Raw genomic sequence first — 26,593 nt, 5'->3', positions numbered from 1 at the left:
GCAAACGTGACGGCCGCCCCATTGGGGCGGCCGTTTTGTTCACGCATCAGCTGTTGTTGTGGTCGACCTTGATGGTCGGATCGCTGCCGGCAATCAGGTTGTGAATGTTGGCAGTGGACCAGTTGTTGCCTTCCAGTTTGATCGTCACGTCCGGTGTCGCGGCAGCCGCATCGGCGGAGTTGAACTTGCCCGCCGAACTGACTTGCAGCGACGACACGCCGTCGACCGTGGTGATCTTCAGGAAGTTGTCGATGGTGCTGCCGGACTCGCCCTGCAGCAGGTCGCGCAGGTCGATACGGTCACCTTCGCTGGCGTTGAAGTCCTTGATCACATCGTTGCCGGTGTCACCTGCTTTCCAGACGAAGGTGTCGGCACCGGAACCGCCGATCAGGATGTCGTTGCCCTGGCCGCCGATCAGCGTGTCGTTGCCGGAGCCGCCGAGCAGGATGTCATTGCCTTTGCCGCCGTCGAGCACGTCATTGCCGCCGCCGCCGAACAGGATGTCATTGCCTGCGCCACCCAGTAGCGTGTCGTTGCCGTCATGGGCACCGGACACATCGAACGCCTGATAGTGCTCGGTGATGTACTGGTGCACGTTGCTGGTGGTGACTTTGCTGACATCGACGCCAGTCTGCTGCGCAACGAATGCCTGTATCGCCTGGTAACCCTCACCGGCAATGCCGTTGAAGCTCACCAGGTCGCCGAACAGGATGTCGTTGCCGTCGCCACCGTTGACGGTGTCGTTGCCCGGCATCGTCGCTTCGGTGTGGCCGATGATCGAGTTGGCCAGGTCCTTCGGATCGATGTTGGTCTGCGGGTTGTGATCGGTGTCGTACGGTTTCAGGTCGTTGAGGCTGACACCGCTGTTGATCCCGATGGCTTCCACATTGGACAGGTTGCCCAGCAGCGCGAAGGCGCTGTTGGCGTTGTCAGTGGTGGCCTGGCTGGTGCTGCTGCCGGAGCCAGCCAGGCTCGACAGCTCGTAGGTGCCGTCGCCCTGAGCGTGGATGGTACCCACGTTGCTCCAGTTCCAGCTGCCGTTCTTGTACGTCTGCAGCACCACGGCACCCGCCGTGCTGATGGTCAGGTAGTGGGTGCTGTCGATGTAGGTGCTGAAGCTGTCACCCAGCTTGTAGTTGCTGGTCTTCACCACGTCGTCGAGCTTCACGTTGCCGTACAGCGTCGGGTTGGTCTGTTCGCCGCTCTGGTAGTAGGTCGGCTGGCCGTCGGTGATGAAGTACGTGAGGTTCTTCGCCCCGGTGTTGGCCACGGCTTCAGTGCTCTGGAAGAAGTTGGCCGTAGCCTTGAACACGTCTTCGTAGTTGGTGCCGCCACCGGAGGTCATTGAGTCCAGCACAGCCTTGAGCTTGGTCAGCGCGTTCGGGTCGTTGAGGTTCACCGACACCGACTTGTTGACCTGGGTATCGAAGTCCACCAGGAAGATGTTCACCGTACCCGAGTTGTTGCCCATGCTCTGCTTGAGGGTGTTGAACACCGACGTCAGCGAGTCCTTGGCGGCGTTGATCGACGAGGTGCTCATACTGCCCGAGCTGTCGACCATGAACGCGATGTTGTAGTTGGTGCCCGGCACCACGGTCAGGCCGCCGATGTCGGCGACGATGATGTCGTTGCCGTCGGTGCCGGTGACGGTGTCGTCGGCAGAGGTGGCGACAATCGAGTTGTAGACCGCCGGCACCACGGAGACCGGAATGGTCGCGGTGGTGCTGGCCGAGCCGCCCAGTGCCTCGGTCGAAGTCGAGGTCACGGTCAGGTTGAACTGGCCGTTGTAGTAGGCCGGCGGAGTCACGGTCAGGCTGCCGAGGTTCCAGCCCGTGACGTTGGCGTCGCCGCTGGTGGCGGTCACGGTGAAGCTGTGGCCCGCACCATCGCTGAGCACCGAACCGACCGGTGCGCCGCTGATCTTGATGCTCAGGGTTTCCGAGCCGTCGGTGTCGGTCAGCGCGGTGCTGATCGACGACAGTTTCACGGTGGTGCCTTCGGCGCCGGTGTTGAGCTTGTAGCCGTCGTAATAGCCTTCGCCGTTGGTGCCGTGCAGGTCGGAGACGGTCACACCGGAGTTCACCAGGTCCTGTACGCCGGTGTAGATCGGCACGCCGGCACTGCTCAGGTCGATCGCCGTGCCGCCGTTGACCGACAGGTTGACGTCATAGCTGCCCGGACCGCTCTGGTTGTGGTGGTAGATTTCCAGGGTGTAGTAGCCGCTGGTGGTCGGGGTGAACGAACCGTTGAGGTTGCCGCCCGCGCCCCACGTCGTGGAGGCCACGTTCTTGCCACCGATGTTTACCAACAGGCTGTCATCGCCGGTGCCGGTGAAGGTGTAGGTCTTGCCGGCTTCGAGGTAGATCAGGCCGGAGGTCTTCGACGCGGTGCCCGCCGCGACGTTGCCGTCGGATTGCACGTTGGTCACGTTGCCTTTGGAGTTCGCGGTGCCGGCGCCGTCGATCACGTTTTTCAGGGTGGTCGAGTTCGCGCCACTGCCATCGGTGCCCAGGCCCGACAGGCCGGTCCAGACTTCCTTGATCAGCCCGGTGGACTTCACGCTGTTGTCGGCCACCGACAGGGTCGGCGCATCCGCCACCGGCGTGATGTCGATCTTGATCGTACCGGTGTTGCCCAGCAGTTGGCCGTCGGTTGGCTGGAACTTGATCTGCGCGTAGTCAGCCTGGTTGTTGCCCAGACCGGTGCCGCCATAACCGTTCGCACCCGATTCGTTGGCATCCGGCAGGAAGCGCAGCTTGCCGGCGTCGATGTCGGCCTTACTGAAAGTCTGGTTGGTGGCGACGTCTTTCCAGGTCGAACCGTCCAGATACTGCAGTTTGCCTTCGCCCGGCAGCTGGGTGATTTTCACGCCCAGGCTCGAGGCCGGGCTGTCCACGTCGGTGACGCCGAAGGTCGACCAGCCGAGGATCAGCGGGGTGTCTTCGGTGCCGGTGACGTTGACCGGTGCAGCGACCGGCGCGTCGTTGACGGCCACGACGTTGACCGTGGTGGTGGCGACGTTGGAGTAGTTGCCGCCATCGGTCACCGTCACGGTGATGATCCGCGGCACGGTGCTCGGGTCTTCACTGCTGTTGGTGAAGGTGATGTTCTTGATCGCCTGCATGTAGTCGGCGAGCATCGCGTTGCCGGACAGGGTCAGCGTGATGGTGCCATTGGTGCTGTTGGCATTGATGGTGATGCCGTTGACGCTGTTGCCCAGATTCAGCGCATCGCCGTCCTGACGGTTGGTCAGCACGATGGTGGCGCCGGTCAGCATGGTGCTGTCCGGGTCGGTGATGCTGATGTCGGTGTCGGCAATCGACACGCCCGCGCCCGGGGTGTTTTCGGTGAAGGTCACCTTGTAGTCGGCCCCGGTGGCGCCGCTGGAGTTGTTGGCGTCGAGGTCGAGGACCGGTGGCGCATCGTTGTCGATGATCGAGGTGCTGACGCTGCCGTTGGTGCTGCTGACCGCCAGGTTCTCGAAGTTGCCGCCGGTGGCCGAGTCGATCTTGACCACGAAGTTCTCGGTGCCTTCGGTGATCTTGTCGTCGATGGTTGCGACGTTGAACTGCGCGCTGCTGGCGCCTGCCGGGATCTTCACGGTGTACACGCCGGTGAAGTCCGAACCGTCGGCGGCGGTGCCGCTGTAGACGATTTTCAGGGTCACTTCGGTTTGCGCCGGGTGGGTCAGGCTCACGGTGTAGGTCGCGGTCTGGCCTTCGGTCACCGAGGTGCTGCCGGTGATGCTGACGGTGGTGGTGTCGATGGTGTCGGTGACGTTGGTCACCGCTGGCGTGTTGCTGGTCACCAGGTTTTCGAAGTTGCCACCGGTGGCGTTGGTGATGGTTGCCTGCACGGTGCCGGCGTCTTTGTAGACGTCGTCAGCTGGTGCCGGAACAGTCACGGTGCCAGTGGTTTTACCGGCCTCGATGGTGATCACCGAGCCATTGCTCAGGGTCACGGTCACCGGCGTGCCTGCCGCGTTGGTCAGGGTCGCGGTGTAGGTGATCTGACCACCTTCAGCCACGGTGCCGGTCGCTGTCAGCGACAGGTTGGTGGTGTCGATGGTGTCGGTAACCGTGGTGCTGACCGGCGTCTTGTCGGCCACGAGGTTTTCGTAGTTGCCGCCGCTGACGTTGGTGATCGCGTTGGTCAGTGGTGCATGACCATTCAACACGTCGTTCGGCGCGGTGGTGGTGACGGTGCCGGTGGTTTTGCCCACTTCGATGGTGATGGTCTGGCCGTTGGACAGGGCCACGGTCACTGGCGAACCGGTCACCGGCGCGCCGACAGTCGCGGTGTAGACGACGTTGCCGCCCTCGTCCGCGGTTGCGGTCGCGGTGAGCTTCACGGTGGTGGTGTCGATGGTGTCGGTGACGTTGGTCACGGCCGGTGTGTTGCTGGTCACCAGATTTTCGAAGTTGCCACCGGTGGCCGATTTGATCGTGGCCTGAACGGTGCCGGCGTCTTTGTAAACGTCATCGGCTGGTGCAGGAACGGTCACGGTGCCGGTGGTTTTGCCGGCGTCGATGGTGATCACGGCGCCGTTGCTCAAGGTGACGGTCACCGGAGTGCCCGCAGCGTTGGTCAACGTTGCGGTGTAGACGATCGAGCCACCTTCGGCCACGGTGCCGGTCGCGGTCAGCGACAGGTTGGTGGTGTCGATGGTGTCGGTGACGGTGGTGCTGACCGGCGTCTTGTCGGCCACGAGGTTCTCGTAGTTGCCGCCGCTGACATTGGTGATGGCGTTGGTCAGCGGTGCGTGACCGTTCAACGCATCGTTCGGTGCGGTGGTGGTCACGGTGCCGGTGGTTTTACCCACTTCGATGGTGATGGTCTGGCCGTTGGACAGGGTCACGGTCACTGGCGAACCGGTCACCGGTGCACCAACAGTCGCGGTGTAGACGACGTTGCCGCCCTCGGCCGCTGTTGCGGTCGCGGTCAGCTTCACGGTGGTGGTGTCGATGGTGTCGGTGACGTTGGTCACCGCTGGTGTGGTGCTGGTTACCAGGTTTTCGAAGTTGCCACCGGTGGCGTTGGTGATGGTTGCCTGAACAGTGCCGGCGTCTTTGTAAACGTCATCGGCTGGAGCCGGAACAGTCACGGTGCCGGTGGTTTTGCCGGCGTCGATGGTGATCACGGCGCCATTGCTCAACGTTACGGTCACCGGAGTGCCAGCAGCGTTGGTCAGTGTGGCGGTGTAGATAATCGAACCGCCCTCGGCGACCGAATTGGTGGCGCTCAAGGACAGGTTGGTGGTGTCGATGGTGTCGGTGACAGTGGTCGAAACCGGGGTCTTGTCGGCAACGAGATTCTCGTAGTTGCCGCCACTCACGCCGGTGATCGCGTTGGTCAGTGGCGCATGACCATTCAACACGTCGTTCGGCGCGGTGGTGGTGACGGTGCCGGTGGTCTTGCCGACTTCGATGGTGATTTGCTGACCGTTCGACAGGGTCACGGTCACTGGAGAGCCGGTAACCGGTGCACCCACTGTGGCGGTGTAGGTGACGGTGCCACCCTCGGCCGCTGTCGCGGTCGCGGTCAGCTTCACGGTAGTGGTGTCGATGGTGTCGGTGACGCTGGTCACCGCTGGCGTGGTGCTGGTCACCAGGTTTTCGAAGTTGCCACCGGTGGCCGACTTGATTGTTGCCTGAACGTTGCCGGCGTCCTTGTAGACGTCATCGGCCGGTGCCGGAACCGTCACGGTGCCGGTGGTTTTGCCCGCGTCGATGGTGATGACAGCTCCGTTCGACAAGGTCACGGTGACTGGCGAGCCAGCGGCGTTGGTCAGGGTTGCGGTGTAGGTGATCTGGCCACCTTCGGCCACGGTGCCGGTCGCGGTCAGCGACAGGTTGGTGGTGTCGATGGTGTCGGTCACGGTGGTGCTGACCGGGGTTTTGTCAGCGACCAGATTTTCGTAGTTGCCGCCGGAAACGTTGGTGATGGCGTTGGTCAACGGCGCGTGGCCGGTCAGCACATCGTTTGGCGCCGTGGTAGTTACGGTGCCAGTGGTTTTGCCCACTTCGATGGTGATGGTCTGGCCGTTCGACAGGGTCACGGTGACCGGCGAGCCGGTGACCGGTGCCCCCACGGTAGCGGTGTAGGTGACGGTGCCACCTTCAGCAGCGGTTTCGGTCGCAGTCAGTTTGACCGTGGTGGTGTCGATGGTGTCCGTGACGTTGGTCACGGCTGGTGTATTGCTGGTTACCAGGTTTTCGAAGTTGCCACCGGTGGCGGATTTGATCGTGGCCTGGACGGTGCCGGCGTCTTTGTAAACGTCATCGGCGGGGGCCGGAACGGTCACAGTGCCGGTGGTCTTGCCCGCGTCGATGGTGATCACGGCGCCGTTCGACAAGGTCACGGTCATTGGCGAGCCAGCGGCGTTGGTCAAGGTCGCGGTGTAGGTGATCGAACCACCCTCGGCCACGGTGCCGGTCGCAGTCAGCGACAGGTTGGTGGTGTCGATGGTGTCGGTGACGGTGGTGCTGACCGGCGTCTTGTCCGCTACGAGGTTCTCGTAGTTGCCGCCGCTGACGTCGGTAATCGCGTTGGTCAGCGGCGCGTGGCCAGTCAGCGCATCGTTCGGCGCGGTGGTGGTCACGGTGCCGGTGGTTTTGCCCACTTCGATGGTGATGGTCTGGCCGTTCGACAGGGTCACGGTCACTGGCGAGCCGGTGACAGGTGCACCCACTGTCGCGGTGTACGTAACGATGCCGCCTTCAGCTGCCGACTCGGTCGCGGTGAGTTTCACCGTGGTGGTGTCGATTGTGTCGGTGACCTGGGTCACCGCAGGAACCGAGCTGGTGACCAGATTTTCGAAGTTGCCACCCGTGGCGGACTTGATCGTCGCTTCCACGGTGCCGGCGTCCTTGTAGACGTCGTCGGCAGGGGCTGGAACCGTCACGGTACCGGTGGTCTTGCCGGCGTCGATGGTGATCACGGCGCCGTTGCTCAAGGTCACGGTCACAGGGGTGCCCGCAGCGTTGGTCAGTGTGGCGGTGTAGATGATCGAACCGCCCTCGGCGACCGAATTGGTGGCGCTGAGGGTCAGGTTGGTGGTGTCGACGGTGTCGGTGACCGTGGTCGAAACCGGGGTCTTGTCGGCAACGAGGTTCTCGTAGTTGCCGCCGGATACGTTGGTGATGGCGTTGGTCAACGGCGCGTGGCCGGTCAACGCATCGTTCGGCGCGGTAGTGGTCACGGTGCCGGTTGTCTTGCCGACTTCGATGGTGATTTGCTGACCATTGGACAGAGTCACGGTAACCGGAGAACCCGTCACCGGTGCGCCAACAATAGCGGTGTAGGTGACGGTGCCGCCTTCAGCCGCCGACTCGGTCGCGGTCAGTTTCACCGTGGTGGTGTCGATGGTGTCAGTGACATTGGTCACGGCTGGCGTGTTGCTGGTCACCAGGTTTTCGAAGTTGCCACCAGTGGCGGACTTGATCGTCGCTTCCACGGTGCCGGCGTCTTTGTAGACGTCATCGGCTGGCGCCGGGACGGTCACGGTGCCAGTGGTCTTGCCAGCGTCGATGGTGATCACCGCACCGTTCGACAAGGTCACGGTGACTGGCGAGCCAGCGGCGTTGGTCAGGGTGGCGGTGTAGGTGATCTGACCACCTTCAGCCACGGTGCCGGTCGCTGTCAGCGACAGGTTGGTGGTATCGATGGTGTCGGTCACGGTGGTGCTGACCGGGGTCTTGTCGGCGACCAGGTTTTCGTAGTTGCCGCCGCTCACGTTGGTGATTGCGTTGGTCAGCGGCGCATGGCCGTTCAGCACATCATTCGGCGCGGTGGTGGTCACGGTGCCAGTGGTTTTGCCCACTTCGATGGTGATTTGCTGACCATTGGTCAGGGTCACGACCACCGGCGAGCCGGTCACCGGTGCGCCAACCGTCGCGGTGTAAGTAACACTGCCACCTTCGGCCGCCGTTTCGGAAGCGGTCAGCTTCACGGTCGTCGTGTCGATGGTGTCGGTGACTTCGGTCACGGCCGGAACGGTGCTAGGCACCAGGTTCTCGAAGTTGCCACCGGTTGCATCCTTGATGGTGACTTCGACTTTGCCGGCGTCTTTGTAGACGTCATCGGCCGGGGCCGGAACGGTCACGGTGCCGGTGGTTTTACCTGCTTCGATGGTGATGACGGCGCCGTTGCTCAAGGTCACGGTCAGCGGCGTGCCGGCCGGGTTGGTCAGGGTCGCGGTGTAGACGATCGAACCACCTTCGGCCACGGTCCCGGTCGCAGTCAGCGACAGGTTGGTGGTGTCGACGGTATCGGTCACGGTGGTGCTGACCGGCGTCTTGTCGGCGACCAGGTTCTCGTAGTTGCCGCCGCTGACGTCGGTAATCGCGTTGGTCAGCGGTGCATGGCCGTTCAATGCATCGTTCGGCGCGGTGGTGGTCACGGTGCCGGTGGTTTTACCGACTTCGATGGTGATTTGCTGACCGTTGGACAAGGTCACGGTCACTGGCGAACCGGTCACAGGTGCGCCCACAGTCGCGGTGTAGGTGACGGTGCCGCCTTCCGCCGCCGACTCGGTCGCGGTCAGTTTGACCGTGGTGGTGTCGATGGTGTCAGTGACCTGAGTCACGGCCGGAACGGTGCTTGGCACCAGGTTCTCGAAGTTGCCACCGGTGGCCGTCGAAATGGTCGCTTCGACTTTGCCCGCATCCTTGTAAACGTCATCGGCCGGAGCCGGAACGCTTACGGTGCCGGTGGTCTTACCGGCTTCGATGGTGATGACAGCGCCGTTGGACAGGGTCACGGTGACTGGCGTGCCGGCCGGATTGGTCAGGGTCGCGGTGTAAACGATCGAGCCGCCTTCGGCCACGGAGCCAGTGGCGCTCAGGGTCAGGTTGGTGGTGTCGACGGTGTCGGTCACGGTGGTGCTGACCGGAGTCTTGTCGGCCACCAGATTCTCGTAGTTGCCACCGCTCACGCCGGTGATCGAGTTGGTCAGCGGCTCGTGACCGTTCAACGCGTCATTCGGCGCGGTGGTGGTCACGGTGCCGGTGGTTTTACCGACTTCGATGGTGATCTGCTGACCATTGGCCAGGGTCACGGTCACAGGCGAGCCAGTGACAGGCGCGCCCACCGTCGCGGTATAGGTGACGGTGCCACCTTCAGCAGCGGTTTCGGTCGCGGTGAGTTTCACCGTTGTGGTGTCGATGGTATCGGTGACGTTGGTCACGGCCGGAACGGTGCTCGGCACCAGGTTCTCGAAACCACCGCCGGTGACGGTCGAAATAGTTGCTTCGACCTTGCCGGCATCCTTGTAGACGTCATCGGCCGGAGCCGGAACGGTCACGGTCCCCGTAGTCTTGCCGGCTTCGATGGTGATCACGGCGCCGTTCGACAGGGTCACGGTCACCGGGGTGCCGGCCGGGTTGGTCAGGGTCGCGGTGTAGACAATCGAACCACCCTCGGCCACCGAGTCGGTGGCGGTCAGGTTGAGGTTGGTGGTGTCGACCGTGTCCGAAACCGAAGTGTTGGCCGGTTTGCTGTCGACCGCCAGGTTCTCGTAGTTGCCACCGGTGGCCTTGTCGATGGTCACGCTCAGCGAGCTGCCGCCCGCCAGCGGGCTGTTCGGTGCGACGAAGTTCACGGTGCCGGTGGTCTCGCCCACGGCGATGGTGATGGTCTGGCCATTGGACAGGGTCACCACGACCGGCGAGCCGGTCACTGGCGCAGTCACGGTCGCGGTGTAGACCACGGTTTCGCCTTCGGCGACGTTGGCGGTAGCGGTCAGCGACACGGTGGACGTGTCGATGGTGTCGTGAACGGTGGTGACCGCCGGGGCAGTGCTGGTGACCAGATTTTCAAAGTTGCCGCCGGTGGCGCCCTTGATGGTCGTTTCCACGGTGCCGGCGTCCTTGTAGACGTCGTCCTTCGGTGCATCGACGGTCACGGTGCCGGTAGTTTTGCCGGCCTCGATGGTGATCACGGCGCCGTTGCTCAACGTCACGGTCACCGGGGTGCCGGCGGCGTTGGTCAGGGTCGCGGTGTAGGTGATCTGGCCACCTTCGTTGACTTCTGGCGTCGCGCTCAGTGTCAGGTTGGTGGTGTCGACGGTGTCGGTCACGGTGGTGCTGACGGGGGTTTTATCGGCCACGAGGTTTTCGTAGTTGCCGCCGCTCACGCCGGTGATCGAGTTGGTCAGCGGTTCGTGACCGTTGAGTGCGTCGTTTGGCGCGGTGGTGGTCACGGTGCCGGTGGTCTTGCCGACTTCGATGGTGATCGCCTGACCGTTGGCCAGGGTCACGGTCACCGGGGAACCGGTGACGGGGGCGCCAACGGTGGCGGTGTAGGTGACGGTGCCGCCTTCCGCCGCCGACTCGGTCGCGGTCAGTTTGACCGTGGTGGTGTCGATGGTGTCAGTGACTTCGGTGACGGCCGGAACGGTGCTCGGCACCAGGTTCTCGAAGTTGCCACCTGACGCCTCCTTGATCGTGACTTCAACCTTGCCGGCGTCTTTGTAGACGTCATCGGCCGGGGCTGGAACGCTCACGGTGCCGGTGGTTTTACCCGCCTCGATGGTGATCACGGCACCGTTCGACAGGGTCACGGTGACCGGCGTGCCGGCCGGGTTGGTCAGGGTGGCGGTGTAAACAATCGAGCCGCCCTCGGCCACGGTGCCGGTCGCGGTCAGCGACAGGTTTGTGGTGTCGATGGTATCGGTGACCGTGGTGCTGACCGGGGTTTTGTCGGCGACCAGATTCTCGTAGTTGCCACCGCTCACATCCGTAATCGCGTTGGTCAGTGGTGCATGGCCGTTCAGCGCATCGTTCGGCGCGGTAGTGGTGACGGTACCGGTGGTTTTGCCGACTTCGATGGTGATCGACTGACCGTTGGACAGAGTCACGGTGACTGGCGAGCCAGTCACAGGTGCGCCGACAGTCGCGGTGTAGGTGACGGTGCCGCCTTCCGCCGCCGACTCGGTCGCGGTCAGTTTGACCGTGGTGGTGTCGATGGTGTCGGTGACCTGGGTGACTGCAGGAACAGTGCTTGGCACCAGGTTCTCGAAGTTGCCGCCAGTAGCCGTCGAAATGGTCGCTTCGACTTTGCCCGCATCCTTGTAAACGTCATCGGCCGGGGCCGGAACGCTTACGGTGCCGGTGGTTTTACCGGCCTCGATGGTGATCACCGCGCCGTTCGACAAGGTCACGGTCACCGGAGTACCTGCCGGGTTGGTCAGGGTCGCGGTGTAGACGATCGAACCCCCTTCGGCCACGGAACCAGTGGCGCTCAGGGTCAGGTTGGTGGTGTCGACGGTGTCGGTCACGGTGGTGCTGACCGGAGTTTTGTCAGCAACCAGATTCTCGTAGTTGCCACCGGTCACGCCGGTGATCGAGTTGGTCAGCGGCTCGTGACCGTTCAACGCGTCGTTCGGCGCGGTGGTGGTCACGGTGCCGGTGGTTTTACCGACTTCGATGGTGATCTGCTGACCATTGGCCAGGGTCACGGTCACAGGCGAGCCAGTGACAGGCGCGCCCACCGTCGCGGTATAGGTGACGGTGCCACCTTCAGCAGCGGTTTCGGTCGCAGTCAGCTTGACCGTGGTGGTGTCGATGGTGTCGGTGACTTCGGTAACCGCTGGAACAGTGCTTGGCACGAGGTTTTCAAAGTTGCCGCCAGACGCATCCTTGATGGTGACTTCGACCTTGCCGGCATCCTTGTAGACGTCATCGGCAGGGGCTGGAACGGTCACAGTGCCGGTGGTTTTGCCAGCCTCGATGGTGATGACCGAACCGTTGCTCAAGGTGACGGTCACCGGAGTGCCGGCGGGGTTGGTCAGCGTGGCGGTGTAAACAATCGAACCACCCTCGGCCACGGTGCCGGTCGCGGTCAGCGACAGGTTGGTGGTGTCGACGGTGTCGGTCACGGTGGTGCTGACCGGAGTTTTGTCAGCCACCAGATTCTCGTAGTTGCCGCCGCTCACGCCAGTGATCGAGTTGCTCAACGGTTCGTGACCGTTCAACGCATCGTTCGGTGCGGTGGCGGTCACGGTACCGGTGGTCTTGCCGACTTCGATGGTGATGGTCTGGCCGTTGGCCAAAGTGACAGTCACTGGCGAACCGGTCACAGGTGCACTGACCGTCGCGGTGTAGGTAACAGTGCCGCCCTCGGCCACCGAGGTGTCAGCCGTCAATTTGACGGTTGAGGTGTCGATGGTGTCAGTCACTTCAGTGACGGCTGGAACGGTGCTTGGCACCAAGTTCTCGAAGTTGCCGCCGGACGCGTCCTTGATCGTGACTTCAACCTTGCCGGCGTCCTTGTAGACGTCATCGGCAGGGGCCGGAACGGTCACGGTGCCGGTGGTTTTTCCGGCTTCGATGGTGATGACCGAGCCATTGCTCAAGGTCACGGTCACCGGCGTGCCTGCCGGGTTGGTCAGCGTGGCGGTGTAGACAATCGAGCCGCCTTCGGCCACGGTGCCAGTCGCGGTCAGCGACAGGTTGGTGGTGTCGACGGTATCGGTCACGGTGGTGCTGACCGGCGTCTTGTCGGCGACCAGGTTCTCGTAGTTGCCGCCGCTTACCTCGGTAATCGAGTTGGTCAGCGGTGCATGGCCGTTCAACGCATCGTTAGGCGCTGTGGTGGTGACGGTACCGGTGGTTTTACCGACTTCGATGGTGATTTGCTGACCGTTGGACAGGGTCACGGTCACCGGCGATCCGGTCACTGGCGCGCCAACGGTAGCGGTGTAAGTGACAGTACCACCTTCTGCTGCCGACTCGGTCGCGGTCAGCTTCACCGTGGTGGTGTCGATGGTGTCGGTCACTTCGGTCACCGCCGGGACAGTGCTCGGAACGAGGTTTTCGAAGTTGCCACCGGACGCATCCTTGATGGTGACTTCGACTTTGCCTGCGTCCTTGTAGACGTCATCGGCTGGAGCCGGAACGGTCACGGTGCCGGTGGTTTTGCCCGCTTCGATGGTGATGACGGAGCCGTTGCTCAACGTCACGGTCACCGGGGTGCCGGCAGGGTTGGTCAAGGTAGCGGTGTAAATGATCGAACCACCCTCGGCCACGGTGCCAGTGGCGCTCAGGGTCAGGTTGGTGGTGTCGACGGTGTCGGTCACGGTGGTGCTGACAGGAGTCTTGTCGGCGACGAGGTTCTCGTAATTACCGCCGCTGACGCCTGTGATCGAGTTGGTCAGTGGTTCGTGACCATTCAACGCATCGTTCGGTGCGGTGGTGGTCACGGTGCCGGTGGTTTTACCGACTTCGATGGTGATCTGCTGACCATTGGCCAAGGTCACGGTCACTGGCGATCCGGTCACCGGGGCACCGACGGTGGCGGTGTAGGTGACGTTGCCACCTTCTGCTGCCGATTCGGTCGCGGTGAGTTTCACCGTGGTGGTGTCGATGGTGTCAGTCACTTCAGTGACGGCTGGAACGGTGCTTGGCACCAGGTTCTCGAAGTTGCCGCCAGCGGTATTGGTGATGGTGACTTCGACTTTGCCGGCATCCTTGTAGACGTCATCAGCCGGAGCCGGAACAGTCACGGTACCAGTAGTTTTGCCAGCCTCGATGGTGATGACGGAGCCATTGCTCAAGGTCACGGTCACCGGCGTGCCGGCCGGGTTGGTCAGGGTCGCGGTGTAAACGATCGAGCCACCCTCGGCCACGGAACCGGTCGCGCTCAGTGTCAGATTGGTGGTATCGACGGTGTCGGTGACCGTGGTCGAAACCGGTGTCTTGTCGGCCACGAGGTTCTCGTAATTGCCGCCGCTCACATCAGTGATCGAGTTGGTCAGCGGCGCGTGGCCGTTGAGTACATCGTTCGGTGCGGTGGTGGTCACGCTGCCGGTGGTCTTGCCGACTTCGATGGTGATGGTCTGACCGTTGGCCAGTGTCACGGTCACAGGCGAACCGGTCACCGGTGCGCCAACGGTGGCGGTGTAAGTAACGGTGCCGCCTTCAGCGACCGAAGTGTCAGCGGTCAGTTTCACGGTCGAAGTGTCGATGGTGTCGGTCACTTCGGTAACCGCCGGGACAGTGCTCGGAACGAGGTTCTCGAAATTGCCGCCGGACGCATCCTTGATCGTGACTTCGACTTTGCCAGCGTCCTTGTAGACGTCATCGGCCGGTGCCGGAACGGTCACGGTGCCGGTGGTCTTGCCGGCCTCGATGGTGATCACCGCGCCATTGGACAGGGTCACGGTGACTGGCGAGCCGGCGGCATTGGTCAGGGTCGCGGTGTAAACAATCGAACCGCCCTCGGCCACGGAGCCAGTGGCGCTGAGGGTCAGGTTGGTGGTGTCGACGGTATCGGTGATCGTGGTCGAAACCGGGGTTTTGTCAGCCACGAGGTTTTCGTAGTTGCCGCCCGTCACGCCAGTGATCGAGTTGGTCAGTGGCGGATTGCCGGTCAGCGCGTCATTCGGCGCGGTGGCGGTCACGGTACCGGTGGTCTTGCCGACTTCGATGGTGATCTGCTGACCATTGGCCAGGGTCACGGTCACAGGCGAACCAGTCACAGGGGCGCCGACGGTAGCGGTGTAAGTGACGGTGCCACCTTCCGCCGCCGATTCGGTCGCGGTGAGCTTCACCGTTGTGGTGTCGATGGTGTCGGTGACTTCAGTAACCGCCGGGACAGTGCTCGGCACCAGGTTCTCGAAGTTGCCGCCCGTGGTGCCGGTAATGCTGACTTCGACTTTACCCGCGTCCTTGTAAACGTCATCGGCTGGCGCAGGAACGGTCACGCTGCCGGTGGTCTTGCCCGCTTCAATGGTGATGACGGAGCCGTTGCTCAACGTCACAGTCACCGGGGTGCCGGCCGGGTTGGTCAGGGTCGCGGTGTAAACGATCGAGCCGCCTTCGGCCACGGAACCGGTCGCGGACAGCGACAGATTGGTGGTGTCGATGGAATCGGTGACGGTGGTGGTCGCCGGCGTGGTGTTCGGCACCAGATTTTCGAAGTTGCCGCCGGTAGCACCGGTAATGGTGGTGCTGACGGTGCCGCCGTTGCTGTAGACGTCATTCGGTGCTGTCGGCACGTTGACGCTGCCGCTGGTCTTGCCGGCTTCGATGGTGATGGTCGAGCCGTTCGACAGGGTTACGGTCACCGGCGTCTGCGCCGGGTTGGTCAGGGTCGCGGTGTAGGTGATCTGGCCACCTTCAACCACGGTGCCGGTCGCGGTCAGGGTCAGGTTGGTGGTGTCGACCGAATCGACGATATTGGTGACGGCTGGCGTCGGGTTCGGCACCAGATTCTCGAAGTTGCCACCCGTGGCACCGGTGATCGTGGTGGTGACGGTGCTGCCATTGTTGTAGACGTCATTCGGTGCGGTCGGCACGTTGACGGTGCCAGTGGTCTGGCCGGCGCCGATGGTGATGGTCGAGCCGTTGGACAGGGTGACGGTCACCGGCGTCTGCGCCGGGTTGGTCAGGGTCGCGGTGTAGGTGATCTGGCCACCTTCGGTAACGCTGTTGCCTGCCGTCAGGGTGACGGTGGTGGTGTCGATGGTGTCGGTAACCTGGGTCACGGCCGGCGTGGTCGGCACGGTGACGGTAATGCCGTTGCCACCGGTGGTGCCGGTGACAGTCACGTTGATCTGGGTCGAGTCGTTGTAGACCGTATCGTTCGGTGCCAGCGGCACGTTGACGGTGCCCGTGGTGGAGCCTGCCGGAATCACGATCACCGAACCGTTGGACAGGGTGATGGTCAGGTCGGTCAGCGGCGCTTGGGTCAGGGTCGCGGTGTACACCAGCACGCCGCCGGCTTCGGTGATGGTCGGCGTGGCGCTGAGGCTCAGGGTCGAGTCACGCAGGGCGTTGGTGGTGGTATCGGTGGTCTGGCCACCGGTGATGTTCTGGGCGGCCTGGCCGGCGGAATTGATGCCTGCAGTCGGAAAACCGATGGTCGGGTCGACACGGCCTGCGGTCGCATCAAGCATTACAAAGCTGTGGCCACCCCCGGCGGCACCGCCAGTACCAGCGGCGCTCGGGCCGGCAGCGGTGGCTTCAAGGGCAGTGGTCGGGTCGGCGCCGGCGGCGATGGCTTGTTGCAGTTCTGCAACGGATGGCGCGGCTTGCGCGGTGGCCTCGGCCAGATCGGTGCTGGAGTCCGGGGTGCTGGCGCTCCACTGCGTTTCGCGGCCCAGGTCCAGGGTGCGGCCATCGGCCAGTTCCAGGGACACCGCGCCGGAAACGCCGGTATCGACCTGATCGCCGACGAACAAACGGTCGCCTTCAACGAGTACGCGACGGACGCCCTCTGGGGACACCACGAAAACCTGACCGACAATGCTTTTGACGATGGCAACAACACTGCTCATTGAAGACTCTCCGGGTGTCACGTTCAGTTGACTTCCATAGACCTGATGGCTTTCTGCGCCGATTCAGTCTGGACGTACTTTTAAAAAAATGTGAATCAAGTTTGACGGTGATTTACGTCAATATTTTGACTATATTCTTTCGCTATTAAGTTTATGCCAAACTATTGACCTTCTGGGAGCCATCCTAAACAATCGCCCCAGTAATGTCACATTGATATTTATGCGGCGACCTGCCTTCAGCGTGTGATCCAGTTCCGGTTTTAAACTTTCCGACATACGGTCATTCCGGTTGCCATCTTCCGACGCAGCTCGCCATTTTGCTGTGATTCAAGACAAGAAGTTCTGGGAAATCTTTACCATGCGTTCGCACCTGCTCAAGGCTCTACCCTTCGCTCTCGCTGCCTCTTTTGCACAAGCACAATCCTTACCGGAAGCCATGCAACAGGCACTGGATGTCCATCCGGAAATCCAGGCAGGGGTCAACAGTCGTTTGGCTGCGGATTATCAGTTAAAGGCTGCCAAAGGTGGATACCTGCCCAAGGTCGACCTGCTCGGCGGTTATGGCCGTGAAGGTACCGACAGCGTCACCACTCGTGCCAACGGTGGCGGCAATCACTGGGAAACCCTGAACCGTGGCGAGTCGAGTGTGCGTCTGTCGCAAATGGTTTTTGACGGTTTTGCGACGTCCAGCGAAGTCGGGCGTCAACAAGCCACCGTCAACTCCCGCGCCTATTCCTTGCTTGGCACCTCCGAGCGCACCGCGCTGACCGTGGCCCAGGTTTACCTGGATGTACTGACCCGTCGCGAATTCGTGCGCCTGGCCGAGGAAAACCTCAAGAGCCACCAGCGCATCTACGACCAGATCCAGTTGCGCACCCAGCGCGGCGTCGGCAGCGGTGCCGACCTCGACCAGGCCGAAGCGCGGATGGCCCAGGCCCGCAACAATTTGATCACCGAACAGACCAACCTCGCCGACTCGGAAACCAACTTCCTCAGCGCCGTCGGCCAGATGCCCGATCAACTGGAGCGTCCGGCGCCGTTCATGGCGATGATGCCGGCCAACCTCAATGAAGCGCGCCAGCAGATGCTGGAAAACAGCCCGATCCTGCGTTCGGCCGAGTCCGACATCGCCGCTGCCGAAAAGCAGTATGAAACCGCCAAGTCGACCTTCTACCCGCGTTTCGACGCCGAGCTGGGCCGCACCGCCGACAACGACCTCGACGGCCAGAACGGTCACAACAATGAATGGCAGGCGATGCTGCGCATGCGCTTCAACCTGTACTCCGGTGGTAGCAACAAGGCGGATCTTGAATCCAAGTCCTACCTGTCGAACCAGGCGCTGGACATCCGCAACAATGCCCTGCGTCAGTTGAACGAAGAACTGGGCCTGGCCTGGAACGCCCTGAACAACGCCAACGCCCAGGTGCCGATCGCTCAGCAGTACGTTGATCACAGCACCGCAGTGCGCACCGCTTACCAGCGTCAGTTCAGCCTCGGCGAACGTACCCTGCTGGATTTGCTCGACAGTGAAAACGAGCTCTTCACTGCTTCGCGCCGTCTGGCCGAGATCAAAAACATTCAGTTATTTACTCAGTACCGAATCAAGGCGACCATGGGCGAGTTGCTCAAGAGCCAGGGAGTGGTCGCACCGATGGCATCCGTTGTGCAGAACGACGTGAAGCCCAAGGTTCAACTGCCCGGGATGAATTGAGTTGTCCCTTTTCAACTGTTAAAGAGTGTCGAGCGTGGAATCAGAAGTCAGTCGAGCTCATCTCAGTCATGATCCACGCGCGTTGCACGACGATCCGTTACTGGATGGTCTGCTCGCCCTTTGCATGCTGCACCAGAAACCCGCCAGCGCGGCGATGCTGACCACCGGTCTGCCGCTGCCCAAGCAACGTCTGAGTGTCGAGCTGCTGCCCCGTGCCGCCGCGCGCGCCGGGCTTCAGGGGCGGGTGCTGCAACGCAAGCTGGAAGAAATTCCGGCCATCGCCATGCCGGCGCTGTTGCTGCTCAAGGATGGACGCAGCGCTGTCCTGCTGGGCTGGCAGGGAGAGAACGAAGCCAGGGTGCTGCTCAGCGAAACCGATGGCGGCGAGTCCCTGGTCAACCGTGAGCTGCTGGCCGACGACTACCTCGGCAAAGTGTTCTTCGCCCAACCCCAGCACAAATTCGACGTCAACCATGGCACGCTGATCCCGCGTGCGCGCTCGTGGTTTCGCGACACCCTCAAGCGTTCGCGCTGGCTGTACGCCGACGCCATCGCCGCCAGTTTCCTGATCAACATCATCGCCATGGCAGCCCCGCTGTTCGTGATGAACGTCTACGACCGGGTGGTGCCGAACCAGGCCGAAGCGACCCTGTGGGTACTTGCACTGGGCATCACCGGCGCCTATCTGTTCGACCTGATCCTCAAGAGCCTGCGCAGCCTGTGCCTGGATCTGGCCGGCAAGAAAACCGACCTGATCATCTCCGCCACGCTGTTCGAACGCATCGTCGGCATGGCCATGAAATACCGGCCGGCGCGGGTCGGCAGCTTTGCCCAGAACATTCACGAGTTCCAGAGCCTGCGCGACTTCCTCGCCTCGCTGACCCTGACCAGCCTGATCGACCTGCCGTTCACCATTCTGATCTTCATCGTCATCGCCATTCTCGGCGGGCATCTGGTGTGGATTCCGGTGCTGGCCTTCCCGATTGCGCTGCTGATCGGCTACGCGTTGCAGAAGCCTCTGGTGGCAACCATGGAGCGCACCATGGCGCTCGGTGCCGAGCGTCAGTCGAGCCTGATCGAAACCCTCGCTGGCCTCGACGCGGTGAAGGTCAACAACGCCGAAAGCGAACGCCAATACCAGTGGGAACAGACCATTGGCACCCTCAGCCGCCTCGAGCTGCGGGTGAAGATGCTCTCGGGTCTGGCGATGAACATCACCCTGCTGATCCAGCAACTGGCCGGTGTGATCATGATCGTCTTCGGCGTGTACCAGATCATCGCCGGCAACTTGAGCATGGGCGGCCTGATCGCCTGCTACATGCTCAGTGGCCGCGCTCTGAGTCCGCTGGCGTCGCTGTCCGGTCTGCTGACCCGCTACCAACAGGCGCGGGTGACCATGGCCTCGGTCGACCAGATGATGGAGCTGCCGCAGGAACGCAATTTCGAAGAACGCCCGCTGAGCCGCAAGGTGCTGCAAGGCGCCATTGAATGCCGTCAGCTCAACTTCACCTACCCGGATCAACAGAACCCGGCGCTGAAAAACATCAACCTGGTGATTCGTCCCGGCGAGAAGATCGGCATCATCGGCCGCAGCGGCTCAGGCAAGAGCTCGCTGGCCAAACTGCTGGTCGGCCTTTATCAGCCGGACGACGGCGCGTTGCTGGTGGACGGCGTCGACATCCGCCAGATCGACGTCAGCGAGTTGCGCTACAACATCGGCTACGTGCCCCAGGACATCCAACTGCTGGCCGGCACCCTGCGTGACAACCTGATTTCCGGCGCCCGTTACGTCGAGGACGAGCTGGTGCTGCAAGCCGCCGAACTGGCTGGTGTGCATGAATTCGCCCGCCTGCACCCGCAGGGTTATGAACTGCAAGTCGGCGAGCGCGGGCAGAACCTGTCCGGCGGTCAGCGCCAGAACGTCGCGCTGGCCCGGGCGCTGTTGCTCAATCCGCCGATTCTCTTGCTCGACGAACCGACCAGCGCCATGGACAACACCGGCGAAGAGCGTCTCAAGCAACGCCTCGCGGCGGTGGTGGAAAACAAGACCGTGGTGCTGGTGACGCACCGGGCATCGCTGCTGTCGCTGGTGGATCGCCTGCTGGTGGTCGACCGTGGACAGATTCTCGCCGATGGCCCGAAAGCCGCCGTGATGGAAGCGTTGAAGAAGGGGCAGATCAGTGTTGCTTAAGTCGGGTTTCAAGGATTCGATCCGCCGCTACTTCAAGGGCTCCGCATCGTTGCAGGGCCAGCCGCTGCCGGAGGTCAACAAGGCCTTGATCGAGGACGCGCCGCGTGTGGTGCGCCTGACGATCTGGGCGATCATCGGTTTCTTCGTGTTCCTGATGCTGTGGGCCAACTTCGCCGTGATCGACGAAGTGACCAAGGGTGACGGCAAGGCGATTCCGTCGTCGAAGATCCAGAAAATCCAGAACCTCGAGGGCGGTATCGTCTCCGAGTTGTTCGTCAAGGAAGGCCAGATCGTCGAGGCCGGCGCGCCGCTGGTTCGTCTGGACGACACGCGCTTCGCCTCCAACGTCGGCGAGACCGAAGCCGATCGACTGTCGATGCTGCTGCGGGTCGAGCGCCTGAGCGCCGAGGTCGATGACCGGCCGCTGAATTTCCCCGAAGACGTGCTCAAAGCCGTGCCGGGTCAGGCCAAGAGTGAAGAGTCGCTGTATGTCAGCCGTCGTCAGCAATTGCACGACGAAGTCGGTGGCTTGCAGGAGCAGTTGATCCAGCGCCAGCAAGAACTGCGCGAATTCACCTCGAAGCAGGCGCAGTACCGCCAGCAACTGGGCCTGCAACGCCAGGAAATCAACATGTCCGAGCCGCTGGTGGCCCAGGGCGCGGTGTCGCCGGTGGAAGTGCTGCGACTCAAGCGTGCCGAAGTGGAAACCCGTGGTCAGCTCGACGCCACCACCCTGGCGATCCCGCGCGCCGAATCGGCGATCAAGGAAGTACAGCGCAAAATCGACGAGACGCGCGGCAAGTTCCGCAGCGAAGCCCTGACTCAGCTCAACGAGGCGCGCACCGACCTGAACAAGGCCCAGGCCACCGGCAAGGCGCTGGAGGACCGGGTCAGCCGTACGCTGGTCACCTCGCCGGTGCGGGGCATCGTCAACAAGATGCTGGTCAACACCATCGGCGGTGTGATCCAGCCGGGCAGCGACCTGCTGGAAATCGTGCCGCTGGACGACACCCTGCTGGTCGAAGCGAAGATCCGTCCGCAGGACATCGCGTTCCTGCATCCGGGCCAGGAAGCCACGGTGAAATTCACCGCCTATGACTACACCATCTACGGTGGTCTGAAGGCCAAGCTGGAGCAGATCGGCGCCGACACCATCACCGACGAAGACAAGAAAACCACCTACTACGTCATCAAGCTGCGCACCGAGCGCAGCCATCTCGGCACTGACGAGAAGCCGTTGTTGATCATCCCGGGGATGGTGGCGTCGGTGGACATCATCACCGGCAAGAAGACAGTGTTGAGCTATCTGCTCAAGCCGATCATCCGGGCGCGGGCCGAAGCGCTGCACGAGCGGTAAGTCTTCACGGACGCCTTCGCGGGACTCGCGAAGGCGTCCGTCGCAACACCATATCGCGTCCAGAAGTGACGCAAATGGTCACTCACCATCCAGTCCATTCCTTAACAAACGCCATATCGTTATTCGCTAACGGTATTTAAATTCCTGTTCTTATAGCTATAAAGTCAGACTCCTGCGTACCTGCCGACCAATCGGCGCGCCGCACGACACGAACCAACACGCAATCCAGCGTGAGTTTCTGATCGACGCGCGCGCCCTTGAGCGCGCCGTGCGTGGGAGATTGATTGATGTCCGCAGCTACTGCTACCCCAAGCGCCGCGACTGTCGCGCCGCAAACCTTCGAGATCCGCCCGTTCAGCGGTGCCGTCGGTGCCGAAATAATCGGCCTTGACCTGAGCCGTCCGGTCGACGATGAAGACTTCGCCCGCATTCACCGCGCGCACCTCGATCACCACGTCGTGGTGTTCCGCGACCAGCGCATCACCCCGCAACAGCAGATCGACTTCAGCCGCCGCTTCGGCGTGTTGCAGATCCATGTGCTCAAGCAGTTCCTGCTGGCCAATCATCCGGAAATCCTCATCGTTTCCAACATCGTCGAGAACGGCCAGAACATCGGCCTCGGTGATGCCGGCAAGTTCTGGCACTCGGACCTTTCCTATAAAGAGCTGCCGAGCCTCGGCTCGATGCTGCACGCCCAGGAGCTGCCGTCCGAAGGCGGCGACACCCTGTTCGCCGACATGCACAAAGCCTGGGACAGCCTGCCCGACGCGCTGCGCAAAGCCGTCGAAGGCCGCTCGGCCGCGCATTCCTACACCGCGCGTTACAGCGAAACCAAATTCGAAGGCAACTGGCGCCCGACCCTGACCCCGGAGCAACTGGCTCAGGTCGCCGAGGTCGTGCACCCGGTGGTCCGCACCCACCCGGAAAACGGCCGCAAGGCGTTGTTCGTCAGCGAAGGTTTCACCACCCGCATCGTCGGCCTGCCGGAGGACGAGAGCAAACAACTGCTAGACGAGCTCTACGCCCACAGCGTGCTGCCGCAGAACATCTATCGCCATCAATGGCAGCCCCACGACCTGGTGTTCTGGGACAACCGTTCGCTGATCCACCTTGCCGCCGGCTGCCCTGCGCACCTGCGCCGCAAGCTGTATCGCACCACCATCCAGGGCGACGCGCCTTTCTGATTTGCCGGAGATCCGATCATGTCCAAACGTCTTCCATTCGCGCCGCTGGCAGCGGCCATCGGCCTCGGTTTCAGCCTGATCGCCGGCAGCCTGGTGGCACCGACCGTGGCCCACGCCGAAGGTGAAATCCGCATCGCCGAACAGTTCGGTATTGTCTATTTATTGCTCAACGTGGTGCGCGATCAGGGACTGATCGAGAAGTACGGCAAGCAGGAAGGCCTCGATATCAAGGTCGACTGGACTCAGTTGTCGGGCGGCGCGGCGGTCAACGATGCGCTGCTTTCCGGCTCCATCGATATTGCCGGCGCCGGCGTCGGGCCGCTGCTGACGATCTGGGATCGCACCCATGGCAAGCAGAACGTCAAGGCCGTGGCCTCGCTGGGCAACTTCCCGTACTACCTCGTCAGCAACAACCCCAAGGTCAAAACCATCGCCGACTTCACCGAGAAGGACCGCATTGCGGTGCCGGCAGTTGGCGTCTCCGTACAGTCGCGTTTCCTGCAATACGCGGCAGCCAAACAGTGGGGCGACAAGGAATTCAATCGCCTCGACAAGTACACCATCGCCGTTCCGCACCCGGACGCTACCGCTGCGCTGATTGCCGGCGGCACCGAGCTGACCGGGCATTTCTCCAACCCGCCGTTCCAGGAACAGGCGCTGGAAAATCCGAACGTGCACGTGGTGCTCAACTCCTATGACGTGCTCGGCCCGAACTCGCCGACCGTGCTGTTTGCCACCGAGAAATTCCGCAACGAGAACCCGAAGACCTACAAGGCGTTCGTCGAAGCCCTGACCGAAGCTGCGCAATTTGCGCAGAACGATAAAGGCGCGGCGGCGGACACTTACATCCGCGTGACCAAGGCCAAGATCGACCGCGCCGCGTTGCTGAAAATCATCGACAACCCGCAGTTCGAATTCAGTGTCACACCGAAAAACACCTACCCGCTCGCCGAATTTCTCTTCCGCGTCGGCGCGATCAAGAACAAACCCGAATCGTGGAAGGACTACTTCTTCCAGGACGCCAAACTGCTGCAAGGGAGCTGATCGACATGAACGCCCCTTTGCAAGGCCACGCGGCCAGCAACCCGATCGCCACGGCGCAGGCGCTGCTGGCGGTCGATCAGGTCAGCCTCGAATACCGCACGCCGCAACGTGTCGTGCGTGCTACCCACCAAGTCAGTTTCGAAGTGGATCAACAGGACCGCTTTGTGCTGCTCGGGCCGTCCGGTTGCGGCAAGTCGACCTTGCTCAAAGCCGTCGCCGGGTTCATTGCACCGTGTGAGGGCGAGATCCGTCTGCAGGGCCAGCGCGTCGACGCGCCGGGGCCGGACCGGATCGTGGTGTTTCAGGAGTTCGATCAACTGCCACCGTGGAAAACCGTCAAACAGAACGTGATGTTTCCGCTGCTGGCTTCGCGCACGTTGAAGAAAAAGGAAGCTGAAGAGCGTGCGCTCCATTACCTGGAGAAGGTCGGTCTGGCGGCGTTCGCCGATGCCTATCCGCACACCCTGTCCGGCGGCATGAAAGCGCGGGTGGCGATCGCCCGGGCGCTGGCGATGCAGCCGAAAATCCTGCTGATGGACGAGCCGTTCGCCGCCCTGGATGCCCTGACCCGGCGCAAGATGCAGGAAGAATTGCTGCTGCTCTGGGAGGAGGTGCGTTTCACCTTGCTGTTCGTCACCCACTCGATTGAAGAAGCGCTGGTGGTGGGCAATCGCATCTTGCTGCTGTCGCCGCATCCGGGGCGGGTGAGGGCGGAAGTGCACAGCCATCAATACGATCTGCACAGCCTTGGCGGCGTGGCGTTTCAGGAGTCGGCGCGGCGCATTCATCGGCTACTGTTCGATGAAGGGCAGTCGCCGGAAACCAAGCGCGAACTGGATTTCACTGATATCCGCATCGCTTATTGAGCCGCCTGGAGGATTGCCCGATGAGCCATTCATCATCCGTACGTCAAGAATTCGAAAACGATCTGCAACCGCTGACCAGCGTCCCGGTGGAGCGCGAACTGCCGCTGGGCCAGCGCTTGAGGCAACAGGGCTGGCTGCGCAAAAGCGTGATCCTGATTTTGCTCGCAGTGCTCTGGGAGGTGGTCGCCCGGGTGCAGAACAACGACCTGCTGCTGCCGAGCTTCTTGCAGACCAGTCATGCGCTGTACGACGGTCTGCTCAGCGGCGAACTGCTGGGCAAGGTGTGGATTTCGCTGGTGGTGCTGCTCAAGGGTTACCTGATCGGCATCGTCCTGGCCTTTGCCCTGACCACGCTGGCCGTCTCGACCCAGTTTGGTCGGGATTTGCTGAGTACCCTGACCTCGATGTTCAACCCGCTCCCGGCGATTGCGCTGTTGCCGCTGGCGTTACTGTGGTTCGGCCTGGGCCAGAACAGTCTGATTTTCGTGCTGGTGCATTCGGTGCTGTGGGCACTGGCGCTGAACACTTACGCCGGGTTTCTCGGCGTCTCGGAAACCCTGCGCATGGCGGGGCGCAACTACGGTCTGAAGGGCATGCGCTTCGTACTGTTCATCCTGATTCCGGCGGCGCTGCCGTCGATCCTCGCCGGGCTGAAAATCGGCTGGGCCTTTGCCTGGCGCACCCTGATCGCCGCCGAGCTGGTGTTCGGTGCCACCAGCGGCAAGGGTGGTTTGGGCTGGTACATCTTCCAGAACCGTAATGAGCTGTACACCGACAAGGTGTTTGCCGGTCTGGCCGTGGTGATCCTCATCGGTTTGCTGGTGGAGAACCTGGTGTTCGACACGCTGGAGCGGGTGACGGTGAAACGCTGGGGCATGCAGCGCTGATTTTTTGATCTGCTAGCATTGCGTACGAATCAATCCTGATCGGTTACGAGTGCTCAGCATGCAACTCCCGGACATGAACCTGTTGGTCGCCCTCGACGCCTTGCTCGACGAGGGTAGCGTGGTCGGCGCCGCACGGCGGATGAACCTCAGCCCGGCGGCCATGAGCCGTACGTTGACGCGAATCCGCGAAGCCATTGGCGATCCGATTCTGGTACGTGCCGGCCGGGGGCTGGTGCCGACGCCCAAGGCGCTGGAACTGCGCGAGCAGGTGCGCGATGTGGTCGAGCAGGCGGCGTTGCTGTTTCGCTCGGCGGATGCAGTGGAACTGGGCACTCTGCGCCGGCGCTTCAGCATTCGCGCCAACGACTTTTTCGTCGGCGTGTACGGCGGCAAGCTGTTCGACACCCTCGATCAACTGGCGCCGCACTGTGAGTTGCGCTTTGTTCCCGAGGGCGACGGCGACGATGAAGCACTACGCGAAGGGCGAATCGACCTGAGTGTCAGCAACACTCGCCCGGTGACCCCGGAAGTCAAAATACAGAACCTGTTTTCCACCCACTTCGTCGGCCTGGTGCGTGAAGATCACCCGCTGCTGGATGGCGAGATCACCGCCGAGCGTTACGCCGGGTTTTCCCACATCAGCATGTCCCGTCGGGGCATCGCCCGTGGGCCTATCGATACTGCGCTGAATGCTCTGGGCCTGGAGCGGCGAGTCGCGGTGATCGCGCCAAGCTTCCACGCGGCAATGTTCGCCCTGCCGGACTCCGACCTGATCTTGCCGGTGCCCAAGGAAGCGCTGCTCAGCGTGCGGCGACTGGGGTTGAAGCTGCGCTCGTTCGACTTGCCGATCCCGTTGCCGACGCTGATGCTGACTCAGGCCTGGCACCCGCGTTTCGACAAGGACCCGGCCCACCGCTGGCTGCGGGAAACCCTCAAGACCTGCTGCGACGAAACCTGGCTGGCGGCGCAGCCCTGACGATTGCGTCTGATGCACTTATAAACTGCCAAGAAGTCAATTTTCGTCAGCACTAAGCCCTACTACCATGCTCCGGTATTTTTCCCTCCGGAGTTTGC

General features: G+C 62.3%; 9 protein-coding genes. 8 read left to right on the top strand and 1 reads right to left on the bottom strand.

Annotation, left to right across the window (positions count from 1 at the left end):
• Window positions 1-46: 46 nt before the first annotated feature.
• Window positions 47-16,279: an immunoglobulin-like domain-containing protein gene (locus CAF87_RS24370; RefSeq protein ID WP_085733433.1), complete on the bottom strand. Its 16,233-nt coding sequence runs from the start codon at window positions 16,277-16,279 to the stop codon at window positions 47-49.
• 358 nt (window positions 16,280-16,637) lie between these two features.
• Here CAF87_RS24370 and CAF87_RS24365 point away from each other — a divergent pair, with 358 nt between their 5' ends.
• The 8 genes from CAF87_RS24365 to CAF87_RS24330 all read left to right on the top strand — a co-directional run bounded on the left by CAF87_RS24365 (window position 16,638) and on the right by CAF87_RS24330 (window position 26,495).
• Window positions 16,638-17,990, top strand: coding sequence for a TolC family outer membrane protein (locus CAF87_RS24365; RefSeq protein WP_085733450.1), 1,353 nt, complete (start codon window positions 16,638-16,640; stop codon window positions 17,988-17,990).
• Between the two features lie 34 nt (window positions 17,991-18,024).
• Window positions 18,025-20,181 (top strand): type I secretion system permease/ATPase, encoded by a 2,157-nt coding sequence (locus tag CAF87_RS24360; protein WP_085733432.1) that lies wholly within the window; start codon window positions 18,025-18,027, stop codon window positions 20,179-20,181.
• Window positions 20,171-21,538, top strand: coding sequence for an HlyD family type I secretion periplasmic adaptor subunit (locus tag CAF87_RS24355; protein ID WP_085733431.1), 1,368 nt, complete (start codon window positions 20,171-20,173; stop codon window positions 21,536-21,538). Before CAF87_RS24360 ends, CAF87_RS24355 begins: the two co-directional genes overlap by 11 nt.
• A 287-nt stretch (window positions 21,539-21,825) precedes the next feature.
• Window positions 21,826-22,722, top strand: a complete 897-nt coding sequence (locus tag CAF87_RS24350; protein ID WP_085733430.1) for a TauD/TfdA family dioxygenase — start codon at window positions 21,826-21,828, stop codon at window positions 22,720-22,722.
• An 18-nt stretch (window positions 22,723-22,740) separates the two neighbouring features.
• Window positions 22,741-23,766: an ABC transporter substrate-binding protein gene (locus tag CAF87_RS24345; protein ID WP_085733429.1), complete on the top strand. Its 1,026-nt coding sequence runs from the start codon at window positions 22,741-22,743 to the stop codon at window positions 23,764-23,766.
• 5 nt (window positions 23,767-23,771) lie between these two features.
• Window positions 23,772-24,632 carry an ABC transporter ATP-binding protein gene (locus CAF87_RS24340; RefSeq protein ID WP_085733428.1) on the top strand — a complete coding sequence of 287 codons (861 nt, stop codon included), beginning with the start codon at window positions 23,772-23,774 and terminating at the stop codon, window positions 24,630-24,632.
• Window positions 24,633-24,652: 20 nt separating this feature from the next.
• The gene (locus tag CAF87_RS24335) at window positions 24,653-25,519 is read left to right on the top strand and encodes an ABC transporter permease (RefSeq protein ID WP_085733427.1); all 867 of its coding nucleotides are present in this window, start codon (window positions 24,653-24,655) and stop codon (window positions 25,517-25,519) included.
• Window positions 25,520-25,577: 58 nt separating this feature from the next.
• A complete protein-coding gene (locus CAF87_RS24330; RefSeq protein WP_085712612.1) occupies window positions 25,578-26,495 on the top strand; it encodes a LysR family transcriptional regulator in 918 nt (305 codons plus the stop codon).
• The last annotated feature ends 98 nt before the right edge of the window (window positions 26,496-26,593 follow it).

This window comes from Pseudomonas sp. R38(2017), assembly GCF_002112395.1.
Taxonomy (GTDB): domain Bacteria; phylum Pseudomonadota; class Gammaproteobacteria; order Pseudomonadales; family Pseudomonadaceae; genus Aquipseudomonas.
The sequence above is the reverse complement of the archived record's forward strand: the minus strand, read 5'-3'. Positions and strand labels throughout refer to the sequence as shown.